The following is a 15,200-nucleotide window of genomic DNA, read 5'->3' as shown; positions in this document are numbered from 1 at the left end:
AGAAATACCTATATATTTCCAGCTTGCTCTTCTTATTAAACTAGTACTCCACTGCTAACATTGATTAAATATTGATTGATGATTGACTTTAAACGTTCTTCTCTCCCAGATTTATTCTTGATTTCCCCAAGCTGTAGGGCATAGGCCTCTAGTTTATGGAGATCAGTATTCCCTTCTACAATGTCGAGACCAATTCCCTCTGTATAGCTTTGATATCGTTCAGAAATTAAACTTTCTAATACATTGTCGTCAATTAGTTTTTGGGCAACCTTTAAACCAATGGCAAAGCTATCCATTCCAGCAATATGAGAGTAGAAAAGATCTTCTGGCTCGAATGATCCTCTTCTTACTTTGGCATCAAAGTTCAAGCCGCCTTTTCCTAAACCACCATTCTTTAAAATCTCATACATGGCAAGCGTAGTAGTATACAAATCAGTAGGAAATTCATCCGTATCCCATCCTAACAACGGATTCCCTTGGTTCGCATCGACAGAACCCAGCATGCCGTTGATACGTGCTACACGAAGCTCGTGTTCAAATGTATGACCTGCTAATGTAGCATGGTTTGCTTCAATATTAAACTTAAAGTCATCCTGCAAATCATATTTTTGGAGGAAGGCTAAACCTGTTGCCACATCGAAATCATACTGATGTGTTGTCGGTTCTTTTGGTTTTGGCTCAATGAGGAATTGTCCTGTAAATTCGATTTCCTTCGCATAATCAACAGCCATATGGAAAAAGCGGCCAAGGTTATCCAGTTCAAGTTTCATATCTGTATTTAAAAGGGTTTCATAGCCTTCGCGTCCACCCCAGAATACGTAGTTGTCTGCACCTAATTCTTTCCCAATCTCTAAGCCTTTCTTTACCTTTGCTGCAGCATACGCATAAACATCTGCATTACATGATGTTGCTGCACCATGAACAAAACGTGGATGTGTAAACGCGTTTGCGGTGTTCCATAAAAGCTTTGTTTTACTTGTGCTCATGTATTCCTTAATCATGGCGACAATTTGATCAAGATTTTTATATGTTTCACTTAATGTAGTTCCTTCTGGTGCAATATCAAAATCATGAAAGCAAAAGAATGGTGCATTTATTTTTTCGAAAAATTCAAAGGATGCCTCAACACGCGCTTTTGCTAAATCCATACCTTGAAACTTATTCCAAGGGCGAATCATCGTTGCATTCCCAAACGGATCTGATCCATCTGCTGTAAACGTGTGCCAGTAAGCTACGCCAAAACGAAGCAGCTCTTCCATTGTCTTCCCATTGATTTTTTCCTCTGGATTGTAAAATTTGAAGGCAAGCGGATTTGTAGAATTCGCTCCTTCGTACTGAATGCGGTTAATGTTTTCAAAATAAGTCATTTGATTTCCTCCTAAGATTTAATTGAAGAAACTTGGCTACCAATTGGCACTGATGTTTATTAAATTTGTGATATTCTTTGCAGGAAATACCAAGCACATCTGCATTGTTCATCTGGATGATTATCAAAAGATAACTCAATCATGCTGCCAATAAAAAAGAAAGAGAATTCCAATTAATTGTTACCGTTTTCATTTTCTCGCTAACCGCGAGTTACATATTCTGATAAGACCCTACCTCTTATAGAAAAGATTATGAATATTCTTAATGTTTGAATCGAGTATAGCAGCGCAAACTTAGTTTGTCTAGTAAATCAACTAAGTTTTGTTATAATAAATATTAAGTTTTGTTATAATAAATATTATAAGAGGGGATGAAGTAATGCAGTCAATAACTTGGAATCAACAAGTAGTCAAAAAAAATAACAAATATTTTGTTTTCCAGACTATTATGGAACAAGAAGCTTTATCGCGGGCAGATATAGCACAATACACCGGTTTAAACAAATCCACTGTTTCATCATTAGTAAATGAATTATTAGAAGCTGGCCTAATTTATGAATCTAGTCCAGGTGAATCGAGCGGAGGTCGTCGTCCTGTTCCCATACATATTAATCAAGTTGCTGGATACTCAATTGGTATTGATATAGGCGTTAACTATATTTTAGGAATTTTGACTGATTTAAAAGGAAAAGTTCTTATAGAAAAAACACAAATTATTAACGACTCTTCTTTTAATCTGATCCTCCAGATTATAAAGAAAATGATTTACTCCTTGATGAAGGAAATGCCTTTTAGCCGCAATGGCATCATAGGGATAGGAATTGGAATTCCTGGCATTGTCGATAAAGAGGGAAAAGTTCTTCTCGCTCCGAATCTTGGGTGGAAAAATATATTCATCAAACAGGCTATAGAAGAGGAATTCAAAGTTCCAGTGATTATTGAAAATGAAGCAAATGCTGGTGCATATGCGGAAAAGCAATTTGGGGTTGGTCAAGACTATCAAAATATCATTTATGTAAGTGCCGGTATTGGAATTGGGGTTGGTATCATTTTAAATAGGGAATTGTATCAAGGATTAAATGGATATTCTGGTGAATTGGGTCATATGATTATTCAAATGAATGGAAAACCCTGTACTTGTGGCAGCAAAGGCTGTTGGGAGGCTTATGCATCTGAAAATGCCTTACTGAAGGAAGCTACAGGAACTGGAACAACCCTAGAGTCAGTAATAAAATCAGCTGCAGAAAAAAATGAAGCAGCCCTTCAGGTATTTCATCAAATTGGTTGTTATTTAGGATTCGGGATTAGCAACATCATTAATACATTCAACCCTGAACAAATTATTATTGGGAATCGTCTTGCAATGGCAAAGGAATGGCTAGAGAAACCAATTAAAAAAACAATCGATAACCATACACTCCCGTTCCATCAAGAAGACTTACAAATTGATTTTTCTAAGCTCTCCATATACTCTGTTGCGTTAGGTGTTTCTGCCTTTGCGGTTGAGAATTTTATTAAAGGTGAATTGCAAGAAGTTTAAATATTTCGCTTGCCTTTGCTCCTCCCACTCAAAACTATTTAAAAGCTCATCATTCTTTATAATAGTTATTGATTTTACTCTAGTGAGGTGCCCCTAACATTTCGAGAATTTTATTTCGAGAAACTTTGTGGCAAAAATAAATTTTATATATTAATAAATAACGGAGCTTGGAACTATAACAACAACAAAGGAAATTTTTAGTGGCAATCAGTGTAGGAAGTACCACAAATACTCCCCTATTTTAGGTGAGGGCCTCTTATATCCTATTTTGTTACAAATAAACGGCAAGGTTCTGAACTGACCTAGCAGTTTGAGAAACATATAAAACTCCAAGTTTAGGCTGCCTTAAAACCATATTGTATGGGGCTAAGGTAGTCTAATTTTTTTGTAGTCGGTCCTTATTATAATAATTTAAATATCTTTCGATCCTTAATTTTACCTCCTCATTGCCAAGGAAATGGAATTTAACTCTCAGAAATTCTCCTGTTTTGAGACTGGCATGGAAAGATTCTATTACCGCATTATCAGAACGTGTTTTTCTTGTCTAAAATAATCTTCGATCATTTTCTTTTGAAAAGCTTTATGTTCAGGTAAAATCAAGGCTGCCTGCCACTTTAGAATTCCTCGGTCATGAATAGTCATCAGGGGGACCTCCCTTTTTAACCACGTATACGAACATAAGTTCTTTCGCAAGTGAGAAACTATCAAATTCGATAAACGCGGAAAAAAGTAAAAATACATGTATTTTCTTAGTATTGAAGTATAGGGAGAATAAAAAGTAACTTATACGGTTGACTTAAAAAGGTTTATCCTGAGGAAACTAATTCATACAATTTGTTTTATAAAACTATTATATTGAGTTTACATAATAACTAAAAAAGATGAATCCACCCCAATACTGTAGCCTTTTCCATCGTTATCCATGTATTCTTAAAAAAAACTTCAAAATTGACCTTGCAATAGAAAGGATTACTTGTTATATTACAGTCAATTAAATATTTTCTTACTTCATACTTTTTGAAGTGAGGATAGAGGAGCAAAGACCATTAGTACACATTTTGAGGAGAATGAGATCCTATGACTATTGTGGAAAGGGGAATTTGCCGAAGCGGAAAGAATCTCATGTTCTTGAAGCTGGTTCTGCTATTGAATAAATACAGGACTGTCATATAGGAAACTATATGGAGGGCTATCTTACGCGCGGAAACATTTTTTTGATAAATATTGTTTCTACTGCAGCAGCGAATCCTCGTTGTTGCTTTTTTGCGTTTATTCCTGAATGGCCCTAACCACCTCTGAATTTTTTTAAAAAATTATACAAAAGGGTGTGAAGTTATGAATTTTGGCCAAGTTTTAACCGCAATGGTTACCCCGTTTGATCATAATAATGAGGTTGATTTTAATGCTACGAGAACTTTAGTAAATTATTTAATTGCTAATGGTTCTGATGGATTAGTTATAGCTGGTACAACTGGAGAGTCTCCTACATTAACTGCAGAGGAGAAAGTAGATTTATTCAAAATTGTTGTAGAAGTTGTTAATGGAAGAGTTCCAGTCATAGCTGGAACTGGCTCAAATAACACGAAAGCTTCTATCAGCTTAACACGGCAAGCAGAGGCAGCAGGCGTTGACGGAATAATGCTCGTTACCCCCTACTATAACAAGCCGTCTCAAGAAGGATTATTTCAGCACTTTAATGCTATTGCCCAATCAACATCATTACCGGTAATGCTTTATAATATCCCAGGACGGAGTGTTGTAAACATGTCAGTAGAGACGATTGTTAGTCTCTCAAAAATTAACAATATTGTGGCAGTAAAAGAAGCAAGTGGTGACTTAGATGCCATGGCACAAATCATAAGCAAAACAACTAGTGATTTTACATTGTACAGCGGCGACGATGGGTTAACATTACCGGTTTTAGCCATCGGTGGAACAGGCATTGTTTCGGTTTCTTCACACATAATTGGTAATGAAATGCAAGAAATGATCAATAGCTTTAAAAATGGTGATGTCCATGGTGCCGCTACTACACATCGTAACCTTCTTCCAATTATGAAAGCATTATTTGCTGCACCAAGCCCAGCACCGGTAAAATCAGCATTAAATATGCGGGGTTTAAATGTGGGAGGTGTCCGCTTACCATTGGTCCCTTTAAACTATGAAGAAAAAAGAGCACTACAAATAGCTCTACACCCTAGTAACGTAGAAGCAATTTTGTTAAATAAATAAATGATTCATATAGCGAGTCTTTAATACAGATTTTCTAATTAATAATCATATAAACTGGAGAAATTTTAAAAAGCAGTGCAACTCCGAAAGAAGTGCACTGCTCTGCTTTCTAATCGATGCACGACTCAGGGTTAAAAGCTAGTAGAAATAGTTAGAGATAGCTAGAGATAATAAGGTTAAAGATATTATTTCGTCAACTGAACCAACATTAATTATATAGCCTGACCTTTAATTCACCGCGTTTTCCAACAATTTGTACAACGGATAGAGCATCCCGACGCTAGCCCAGTAGGTCCCAAAAATCCCCCGGAAGTTTCAGCAATAGGACACCAAAAAAAATCTTCTTTAAGTTATAAATAATTCAAAGCACTGTAGGCAAATTAAAATATAGGCGTATATTCTAACGAGGTTTATGGTACATTACAAAAATAGATTTCTTCTTTTGATAGCTTTTTTAAGCTATCCATAAAAAAGAACCCTGAATTTGACTTTTCTTATTTATTCTTATAGATGGAAGCATTTAATCTACTTGAAGGAGACTCTTTTATGTCTATAGAGTGGTATTTATTGAGGTCCCCGTAGCATATCTAAGACCACTTAAATAAAAAAATGAATCAGGAAGAAATTAAGCAGCATTACCTGATCCATTATTCTAATTTTATTTCCTTTATTGAATTCCTTTTATCTTGTTAAATAAAGAAATAAGTTAGGAGTTATATTTTTTATTAAGTTCTGTTTGTTTGCATTTAATGTTGTACGTTTTAATTCATTTGTTAATCGGAAAAACTCTACCTTATTTCGGTTTTTCAATGAGTCATCGATTTGTTTTTCAATTTGGACTTTCCTGTAATCGGCAAGGGCTTTTTTAAGTACATTTCAGCGATCACTTCAGGTTCCAGTAGCGTTTCAGGCAATTGCTTCTCCATAAGAAACCAACTCCTTTACCTTTTTTCTATTATACTGAGTACCTTGAGGATTATTATTATTTTGTAAAGTGCTTGTCTGGCTCCTTTTTCTATTTTTCATCGGAATTATCACACCGGGCAAAAGATCCTTAAAAGGCTAGTTTCACAACTATCCTTTTAAGGACCTTTTTTTGACCGCTTATTAAAAATAATCCTCAAAGTTCAATAAAATGGCCTTCATGGCTTGGCTTGAGTTTCCCTTTTCTTTAATCCTTTTCAGAAAGTCCATGAACAAAATCACCAGTAAATCCTCGACCTTCAACTCTTCATCCATCAAGTATGGGGAAATGTCATGCAGGAATACCTCACCCCGGTAAATCTCCGACTCCTTTATTCGAAGGGTGATCTCTGCTCGTTTTTCTTCTGAGGTCACCTCGATTTCCTCTTCCCTTTGCTCGAAAGAGAAAAGGTTGGTCGTCACCTGCTTCAATACCCTTTTTTCAATCATCGGCCGTTCCAGGAATTTTTTCTTGGAAGAAATCAAAAAGGGACAGATCTGTTCATATTTGGCCCCTTTTTTCACTTGTTCCAAAAAATCAAAGTATAAGAGGGCGATAAGGTGATACAAACTTAGGTTTTGCGGAGCCTCTTCAAACAAATCCTTCATGTCCTCGACGAATACCTCCCCCCTTAAAAATTCATAATAGGGTACCTCGATTTGCAGATATCGATATTTTGGTAAGAAGTAATCAAAAAAACTCTTTTTTTCCTTTGTCCCATAAACCAGCTTGTTCGATAAAAGGTTGAATTGACTATAGGATTTCTTCAATGGAACCCCCTCTTTCTAACCAGGCAACCGTATGATGGATCATGCAAAAGGCAACCCTCCGATCGGAAAGGTCCTTTAAGATGGCGACTTCATGCAATCCTCCCCTTTCGCCGTATTCCGTTTCCAGCAAGTAGGTATGCATATATTCCTTCGTGTCCGCATAGTCCATTGCATAATTCACATCCTTCCATCTAGTCAAACCGAACCTTAGCAATAAGGTATTGCAGGCCGTTTGCGTCAAGGATTTTCCCGTTTTTTGCTTATATATCGGATTTAACGTTTTGCAAAGGGTCCGGAGCTTGACCTTCATGACATAATCGACAGGGAACTTAATGTCATGCTGCTTGTCCTTCCTGACTTTCCTCACCGACGTTATTTGGTACGAAGAACCTTCGGAAGATGTTTTTTGAATAGCTTTTGGTTTTGGATCCTTTTTCTTCATTTCCTCGAAAAAAGGGTTCAATGATGTCATCCCTTCCCTCCTCTCCCCTCTCATTCTGTAAAAATGGGAACATACCTTAGGGTCACTTTGCCAGTTTTCCACTTTACTAACAATATAGTGGGGAAGAGGTCACTTTAGAACCGGGGAATGTATGAGCTTCCTTTACCATGGCGATACTATTTAGCAAGAATATTAAATTGCGAGGGATATATATGATGAAAAAGAACAAAAAGGATACGGAGATAAAGAAGCAGTTTGCGAAATTAATGGAACAGGCGGGTAAAAAGGCCGGAGGAAAAATTGTAAAGGTAAAGATAAAGTAAGAAGAAAGCGAAGGAATAACATTCTGACTTTTATTACAAGCGTAGAATATTTACTCAGCAAATTGTTCCTTCTACCCGAAGGCGCTATTGTAAGTTTTTGAGGTTGCATCAAGCAACCTTCAAGCAGGCTCGATGCCTGCTCTAAATCGAGAAAAAACGGATGTTTTTTTCTCCATGCGTGAACGCACCAGCTGACGATCCAGCCGGTGTGCCTCCTTTTATTGGTTATTTCCTTCAGTGCTTTTCCAAAGGTACCCAGTCCCTATAAAACAAAAGGGAGAACCATCCCCCTCTTGCTCGTCTTTCTTCTTATTAAAAATACCCCTTTTCTTTTAAGCTAACATACTTACCCGTATGGGAAACAATCAAATGGTCTAAAACTTCAATCCCTATAATTTTCCCTGCTTCCGCCAATCGCTTTGTGACTTCAATGTCTTCCATACTCGGGGTTGGGTCACCCGATGGGTGCTGATGGCTGACAATAAGGGAAGCCGCGTTGTTTAAAATGGCGCATTTCAGCACATCTCTAGGATGGACGACACTCGCATTTAAGCTTCCCACATGGGCCCGATGAAGACCTACAACATGATTTTTCGTGTTGAGCATCATGACAAGAAAAACTTCCCTGTCCTCGTTTGCGATTTGCGCTGCGGCTAATTCTCGGGCATCTTCTGGATTGCGAATTTGAAAGGCCGCAAACGGCTCAACCATTTCCCTGATTTCCTGCTTAATTCGTACCACTTCAAAAATTGGGGTTAATTCCATTTTCAAAACTCCTTTTCATTTTATTTTTTTATTTGTTGCCCTTTTGGTTTTTCTCTGGTGGGTTTTTCTTTCCTACTTTCATTTGCCTTGCGAAGCGAATTAGTTCCCCAAAGGGGGATTATTTTTCCCCTTTGACATGTAGAACGAAAGACACGCATAGGCAATCGGTCAAGGGATTAAGCACAAAAAGTTTTTGATGTTGCGATAGCGTCCCTAATCAAAAAGTTTTTTGCCCCTTGATCGATTGACTGGCCGTCTTAGCTTCCTGCCGGAAAGGTTCGGGTGTCCTACCGGCTGGGAGGTTAGCCGGCCTGCGCTGTTTTACGATTCGGAAGGCAAAGGGAAAAATAAAAAAAAGCAGCCGCCCGGCTGCTATCCTTATGACCTTTTATTCTTTTAAACTCTTAACTTTCGGTCTTCGGTTCGTTCGGTATGGCGGCGATAGCCGTAAATGGATCAGGAACCTACGGAATGTAGGCGAAGCATGAGCTGTACAGTTCGTCGTTATCGAATCATTTAATACCGAAGCGACACGTACAGAATGTCAGAAAAGTGTTCTTTCCTTTCTGTACAGTCTGTAGTGCTACCGCACGAAGTAGATTCAAAATGCTCTAAGGCTTGATACCCTTAATGCTGAAGAAATGAGACAGCCTTTAAGCAGTTCAATCGATAAAATCAGTATAGAATGGATGCCGTCTAAAAATTGTTAGTCAGACAAAACTCGATATTCAAGAACGAATGTTCCTATAAACAAATCTAGGAAGGGGCGATTTTTACTCTTCATGTCCGTGGGAAAATGAAATGTCATGGATTCTTCATGCCGGAACACATAAAAATGTTGAAGGATGCTGGCCAGAAGCATTTCTAAACCTCAATTGGACCAAACACTAATTAAAGTCTTTGAACGGCTGTTATCAGGAAGCCCGAGGTAAAAACACTTTTAAACAATACCACATGAAAAGATGGTTTCCTTACGTCAAGTCTCGCATCGAGTACATAATTAGATCCCTACGAAAAGAAAATCTTCATTCAAGATGAATTGGATGCGGAAATTACACTCAACTTTTTTCATATTGTTGACGTCAAGAACCATAGCAATTAACCTATGTGTAATCCGAGGCGAAAGTAAAAACCTACCTTTTCATAAAGAAAAAAATACTCTGGAGAATATCTCATCCCCAGAGTATTTTTACACTTACCAACTATACCTTTTATTTAACGGCCTCTTTTAATTCCTTACCTGGTTTAAAGGCAGGAACTTTGGAAGCTGCAATTTGTATTTCTTCTCCTGTTTGTGGGTTTCTACCCGTTCGAGCTGCTCGCTCGCGCACTTCAAATGTGCCAAATCCAACTAGTTGGATTTTTTCCTCTTTAGCGAGTGTATTTGAGATCGTTTCAAACAATGCATCGACTGCTTTTTTCGCGTCTCCCTTTGTTAGTTCAGCTTGTGTTGCCACAGTATTTACTAAGTCTGTTTTGTTCATAGTCAAGCACCTTATCCTTTATTCTTATTTAATATGTAGAGATGACAACATAACATATTTTTTATATGTCTGTCACTTGGTAAGTTCGACGGAAGGAAGCAAAATTCCTGTAATGAACTAAGAATAGCTCCTTGGCGAAAGTCGGTAATCAGTATTATGTAAACAGTCGGTTAATAATCTACTTTTAACTCATTCATTTTTTCATCGACTAATCCATTTTCACCGTTGTAGAAAGTATACTTTGTGTATGTACTACCAAACTTCTCCGGAGGAGTGTTTTCTACGAGAATAATCTGATTGTCTTTACTTAATTCAATCAATATTTTATAGAATTCCTCGTACACCATTGGATCATTAATCTTATCCTTTTCTTCCACACCCTTTGAAGCCAGTTCTTTCGACTGACTTTCAACTTGGTTCATTGGCGTTTGTTGATCCTCTTTTTTTAGAGTACCTACATATTTACTTAGAGAATCCAACAACAAGATGCCGGGGTGGCCTGTTGCATATCCTTTTGTTTTACTCTTTAAAATTGCTCCTAAATATGATAGCTGCATGGATTCTAATAATCCGCCACTTTCATGTGCATAAACACTGGCCCCATTATAGAATGGAATGAACTGTTCCTGATGAATATAGGTCTCACCAGTGGTATTGTACTTTAATCTTTCCATAAAAGCCTTGTACTCGGAATCTAAGAAGTGGAAAATCCCCTTTTTATCCGCATCACTCATCTGCAACGCGGCTATCTCATCCTTTAGTCGTGTTTCAGCGGATTTTAAATCTTCAATATGCTTGTTCTTTTCATCAACTTTATGATGAATTCTTAATCCCTCTTTTACCATTTCATGATTTTTAATCAACTTATTTATAATACTATTTATGCTATCAATTTGAGAAAGAAAAGGGACATCCGTTTCTTTAGCAAACTCTGAGAGGGCTTCATTAAAAATGACTTGTTTTCTTGATAACCTAGCTATTTGTTTATCGCATTCTTCAACCTTACCCATTTCATGTTCAATCAAAGCAGTTACCAAGTTTATTTTATTGGTGATTTCCTTTTTTACTTTAAAAAGCGTTTGTTCGGTATTTGCGCTTTGATGTACCTGTCCATGCGTATGATTTAACACTTTGGAGCTACAAAGTGGACATTCAATGCTTTGATCAGGGATGACTAACTTATAGTTTAGTTCTAAAGTTTCCTCTACCTCTTGTTGTTCAACCTTATACTCTTTTAATAAAAGCCTTTTAGAACTAATCGAAAGCTGCAAATGCCTTTTTTCACGCTGATAATCAAACACTTCGTTAGAAATACTCTCTAAATCCTTTTTTATCTTGATGTACATCTTATTTTCATTGTTTTCGTTACTATTCAATTTACTATTTTGTATAACAGTATCCTTCGCTACTTTTTGACTCTCTATACTATTTTTGAATTTATCTAATTTCGTTTGTAAGACAATACGATCTTCAGCATCTTTATCTTTCAGATAAGAATTTAACCCAGATATTTCCTTGCGAGTTTCTTCAATATCATTCTGTACCTTTACCAGCTGTTCGTTTAATGTATCCTTATCAACATCTACTAAATTGAACATCATTTTGAACGCATGCGGATTCTTATTACTTTTAAACGTACTCTTTTTCTCCAAAAAGTCACCTGTTCCCAGTTCGTGTTGATGAATATACACATATCTGAAAATATCTCTAAAAGAGACTGTATCAAGTTCCTTCTCCTTACTATGCTTTTGATAGCGAATGATTTTATACTCGTTAATATTTAATTTTTGCATTAATACTTGCATTGCGTCTTTAATATATAACGTTTTGGGCGTATATTCATCCAGATTCTCAAAAGCACAAAAGTAAATACTGATTTTGCTCTGATTCTCCTTCAATAATCGTTTTAAAGTCAAGATTTCATCATCGATTTTCACTTCAAGAAAAACCTGATCACAATAAGTATCTAACTCGGTTTGAACAGTTAAATCAATTTTACTCTTCTTACCCAGGCAGTAGTCTATTAAACTGAGAACTAACGATTTACCCGATGTCTTTTCCCCGCTTATGATCGTGAAATCCTCATTAAAATGGATGGTCCGTCTATATGACAGTCCTTGGACAACTAATTTTTGCAGAATCATTTGGCTCAATACTGCACCCCCTTTATAACTTTTAAGTTATCCATTGAAAAACTAACAGTATTGAAAGCACTTGTATAATTCTCTTGTAAAGTTGAGAAGAATTCTGAGTTTTGTTCAGAAAAAAATTGTCTACCTTTTGGCGTTAACTGTACTGTTATATCACCAAGCTTCTTAGAGATGTCACCCCGTACACTAACAAATTGTAGGTGTGACATAATTAGAAGAATATCATTAATCTTTGTTTGGAATCTAAAATACAAATTCGGCGATGGTGCAAATCCATTCTGCTTCTCCGTTCCTTCTGCAAACAAATTAATCAAATCAAAATTAACAAGGCTGTAATAAAACAAGATTTCCGATACTTTTCTGCGTTTATTACTTTGATTTGAAAAAGAAAACATCAAACAAAGCACCTTCATTAACTCCAATTTTTCATTATCAAATAATAGTTGAATTGATGGAGGGACTGAAAAGGGTCTATTCTCTTGAGTTTCCATTAAATCTCTCCTCTCCCCACCATATATCCTCATCTTCATTCTCAGCTAAAACATGGATTAAACCCCTATTTTCATCTTCATCTGACTTATTCTCTTTTAGAAGTAGAGCGTGTCTACCAAAGTTAAAATTCTCTAAACTCTCATGTACCACTGTTAAAAATCGTTCACTGTCCCCATACTTTTTATATGTGTCTACATATCTCTCTTTATATTTTATAAATACTTTTCCTAACATTACATCAATAATATCCACTGTCATACCGGCTTTTTGTAAGTTTCGAATATACTCTTCTGCTGCTACATAAAACGCCGAACTTAATTCAATTATTGACTTATCAATATTTTCCAACTCTAATTTTTTGTAGAACAAATTTCCTTCTACGTTCTTTTTAAAGTCCTTCAATCCCGCACCAACTACAATTGGAGAAGCTCCTTCTAAGCCCTTGGGTACCACTATCTCCTCTGTTACAGAAGCAGGTGTATGAATATATTGCAGGATTCTCCTTATTTCATTTACATGTGAAGAACCATCTTTTTTATACGGGATAGTAATTAGACCATAGTCCTCACGTAATTCCTTAATTCTACCTGAAGACGGATTGTCCAAAAGAATATAATGCATTCCATTTAGGTATTTTTTGTAGTCCTTTATTATGTCACTAACAAATTTATCATCAAAAGAGAAACCCATGAACAATAGATGTTTACTACTCGTAACAGCTTTTAATAGGTCTCCATATTTTTCATTATTATAGAGGTTTTCATAGCTGCTCCTACTAATAATGATTGAGCCTGAGTTTGCTGTATAACCATGAAGATGACAGATTCTCTTATCGTCAAACATATCTTGAGTGCTAAAATCTATATCTTTTAAAAGAATCGGAAGTTCATCGCACTTTATATTCTCATGCAAAAGATTTTCATAGTTTGTTGTAAGGTGAAGTTTAAAGTTCATCTTTGCTAAATCAGAGTAATTATGTTCACTTACATCTTCTAAATTCGTCCTGTGATCTCTGATTAATTGTACAATCATTCTTTGAATATCTTGATCAATTAATCCTGCATAATTCTTTATTTGATCAATCGCTCCCCAATAATCATTATTCTCAAGATGCCACTCGACTGCATCTGGTAATAAAGTACTTAGTTTACCGGTTGCGTATTTATGAGTGATATTTCTTATTAAATTTCCCCATGTTGGTATTTTGAATGGTACTGATAAACCCGCTCCAATAAAAGGTACTACTTTATTTTCATTATAAGCAGCTCTTAGTTGCTCTAAATTACCATCCATACAATCTATCTCCTCTTTCTATCCTGTTTACCTTCGACTATTTTCGAGCATATACGTTTGATTCAAAATTATTGAAGAATTATTTTGAATCTATTATATACATTCTATCAAATGGTACCATGGTCATCTAGAAACTTTTCATAATTTTCCATGTTTTCCACTCAGAATCAAAAAAGCCTATGCGTCATTGAGAAAAGGCTTACTTTTTTTTCGAGTTTCTTCTATTATATAGTGGTTTTTTTTAGTCTTTTTCATAATCCTTAACCAACTTATAAAAAGTCGTCTTTTTAACTCCTAATTCCGCCATGGCTTTAACAGCTGTCATCCCTCCTGCTTTCCATATATTATAGATTTCTTTAAACTCTTCCGTTACTTGAGCTTTTGGCCGGCCAAAGGGCACACCGTTTTGCAAAGCCACATCAATTCCTTCACGCTGCCGTTTTCGAATACGGTCCCGTTTCTCTTCCGCCATCCAGGAAAGGATTTGTAAAACAAGATCTGCGATGAAGGTCCCTAAACTATCCTTAAATTGAGTGGTGTCCAACAAAGGCATATCCATGACCACGATATCTGCTTGAATATTTTTCGTGATGTCATTCCACTGAAGGATATCTTCTCTGTTCCGGTCAAAATGACCTAGTGAATGAATGTATTATCCGAAAATAGAAGATCACTATTTAAAATGTGGCCTTTTGTTTTCTTTTAGCCCTAATAAGAGTACTCTTAGATATACCTGTCATGTTTTCTACTTGCTTATAGGAATTAGCTTCTAATAACTGTAATGCATGTTCAATTTGTTTCTTACTAAATTTATTAGGTCTGCCTTCTCTAAAATCCTCACGCTGTTTAGCAATAGCTTTCCCTTCTTGAGTACGCTCCACAATCATATCTCTTTCAAACTCTGCAAAAGCACTCATAACACTAAATATTAGTTTTCCTGTAGGTGTATTCTCTACTAGACCCATGTTCAAAATATGTACCTTAATACCTTTTTCAAACAATTCTTTTATTGTTTTAATTGCATCTACCGTTGATCTTGCAAAACGATCTAGCTTAGCAACAACTATTGTATCCCCTTCTTTTAGTAGAGAAAGTAATTCTTGAAATTGTGGACGCTCTGATTTAGTACCTGTGAACTTCTCTGAATAAATTTTTTCACATCCTTCTTTTTCTAATGCATGAAGCTGTGCTGCCAAGTCTTGGCTAATTGTACTTACCCTAGCATATCCATATTTCATGATGTAATTTCCCCTTTTTACACTTTATTTATGACCCTAAATTATGACACCTTGCAACACACTGATATTACTACACTATCAAAACGGGGTCAAATCTTTTAAGTTATGACACTTATCCAACAATAAAAAAGTTACTTTAT

Annotated in this window: 14 protein-coding genes, 1 pseudogene and 1 riboswitch; of the genes and pseudogenes, 2 read left to right on the top strand and 13 right to left on the bottom strand. The window is 36.2% G+C overall.

All coding sequences use genetic code 11. From position 1 onward, the window contains the following. Window positions 1-35: 35 nt before the first annotated feature. A complete protein-coding gene (xylA, locus tag QUF86_RS28500) occupies window positions 36-1,367 on the bottom strand; it encodes a xylose isomerase (protein WP_289336493.1) in 1,332 nt (443 codons plus the stop codon). Window positions 1,368-1,746: 379 nt separating this feature from the next. Between xylA and QUF86_RS28495 the strand changes: the two genes are divergently transcribed. Further along, complete coding sequence (locus QUF86_RS28495) at window positions 1,747-2,907, top strand: ROK family transcriptional regulator (protein WP_289336492.1); 1,161 nt, start codon at window positions 1,747-1,749, stop codon at window positions 2,905-2,907. Window positions 2,908-3,283: 376 nt separating this feature from the next. Here the strand turns inward: QUF86_RS28495 and QUF86_RS28865 are convergent, their stop codons facing one another. After that, the gene (locus QUF86_RS28865; protein WP_353957727.1) at window positions 3,284-3,421 is read right to left on the bottom strand and encodes an IS3 family transposase; all 138 of its coding nucleotides are present in this window, start codon (window positions 3,419-3,421) and stop codon (window positions 3,284-3,286) included. After that, on the bottom strand, window positions 3,421-3,549 hold the full coding sequence (locus QUF86_RS28490; protein WP_289336491.1) for a hypothetical protein: 129 nt from the start codon (window positions 3,547-3,549) through the stop codon (window positions 3,421-3,423). Before QUF86_RS28490 ends, QUF86_RS28865 begins: the two co-directional genes overlap by 1 nt. A 379-nt stretch (window positions 3,550-3,928) precedes the next feature. Then, a riboswitch (Lysine riboswitch) is annotated at window positions 3,929-4,107 on the top strand. A gap of 135 nt (window positions 4,108-4,242) precedes the next feature. Between QUF86_RS28490 and dapA the strand changes: the two genes are divergently transcribed. After that, window positions 4,243-5,139, top strand: coding sequence for a 4-hydroxy-tetrahydrodipicolinate synthase (gene dapA / locus QUF86_RS28485; protein ID WP_289318497.1), 897 nt, complete (start codon window positions 4,243-4,245; stop codon window positions 5,137-5,139). Between the two features lie 681 nt (window positions 5,140-5,820). Here the strand turns inward: dapA and QUF86_RS28480 are convergent. From QUF86_RS28480 to QUF86_RS28435, 10 genes and pseudogenes are all read right to left on the bottom strand, one after another. Beyond that, a complete protein-coding gene (locus QUF86_RS28480) occupies window positions 5,821-5,961 on the bottom strand; it encodes an IDEAL domain-containing protein (protein ID WP_289336511.1) in 141 nt (46 codons plus the stop codon). A 285-nt stretch (window positions 5,962-6,246) separates the two neighbouring features. Beyond that, window positions 6,247-6,873, bottom strand: coding sequence for a hypothetical protein (locus QUF86_RS28475; RefSeq protein ID WP_289318496.1), 627 nt, complete (start codon window positions 6,871-6,873; stop codon window positions 6,247-6,249). Continuing rightward, entirely contained in the window at window positions 6,857-7,345 is a 489-nt protein-coding gene (locus QUF86_RS28470) for a hypothetical protein (protein ID WP_289318495.1), read from the bottom strand. The genes QUF86_RS28475 and QUF86_RS28470 overlap by 17 nt, the downstream gene beginning before the upstream one ends. Window positions 7,346-7,950: 605 nt before the next feature. Further along, a complete protein-coding gene (locus tag QUF86_RS28465; RefSeq protein ID WP_289336490.1) occupies window positions 7,951-8,403 on the bottom strand; it encodes a JAB domain-containing protein in 453 nt (150 codons plus the stop codon). A 1,211-nt stretch (window positions 8,404-9,614) separates the two neighbouring features. After that, window positions 9,615-9,887: an HU family DNA-binding protein gene (locus tag QUF86_RS28460; RefSeq protein ID WP_289336489.1), complete on the bottom strand. Its 273-nt coding sequence runs from the start codon at window positions 9,885-9,887 to the stop codon at window positions 9,615-9,617. A gap of 170 nt (window positions 9,888-10,057) precedes the next feature. Continuing rightward, on the bottom strand, window positions 10,058-12,031 hold the full coding sequence (locus tag QUF86_RS28455; protein ID WP_289336510.1) for a hypothetical protein: 1,974 nt from the start codon (window positions 12,029-12,031) through the stop codon (window positions 10,058-10,060). A 5-nt stretch (window positions 12,032-12,036) separates the two neighbouring features. Further along, window positions 12,037-12,528, bottom strand: coding sequence for a hypothetical protein (locus QUF86_RS28450; protein WP_289336488.1), 492 nt, complete (start codon window positions 12,526-12,528; stop codon window positions 12,037-12,039). Further along, entirely contained in the window at window positions 12,509-13,822 is a 1,314-nt protein-coding gene (locus QUF86_RS28445; RefSeq protein WP_289336487.1) for an ABC-three component system protein, read from the bottom strand. The genes QUF86_RS28450 and QUF86_RS28445 overlap by 20 nt, the downstream gene beginning before the upstream one ends. 241 nt (window positions 13,823-14,063) lie before the next feature. Then, a pseudogene (locus tag QUF86_RS28440) lies at window positions 14,064-14,474 on the bottom strand (recombinase family protein); the annotation flags it as partial. A 25-nt stretch (window positions 14,475-14,499) separates the two neighbouring features. Next, window positions 14,500-15,060, bottom strand: a complete 561-nt coding sequence (locus QUF86_RS28435; protein WP_289336486.1) for a recombinase family protein — start codon at window positions 15,058-15,060, stop codon at window positions 14,500-14,502. Window positions 15,061-15,200: the final 140 nt, after the last annotated feature.

Origin of the sequence: Peribacillus sp. NJ11, assembly GCF_030348405.1 — a bacterium.
Taxonomy (GTDB): Bacteria; Bacillota; Bacilli; order Bacillales; family DSM-1321; genus Peribacillus.
This window is presented reverse-complemented; position numbering and strand designations above follow the sequence as displayed.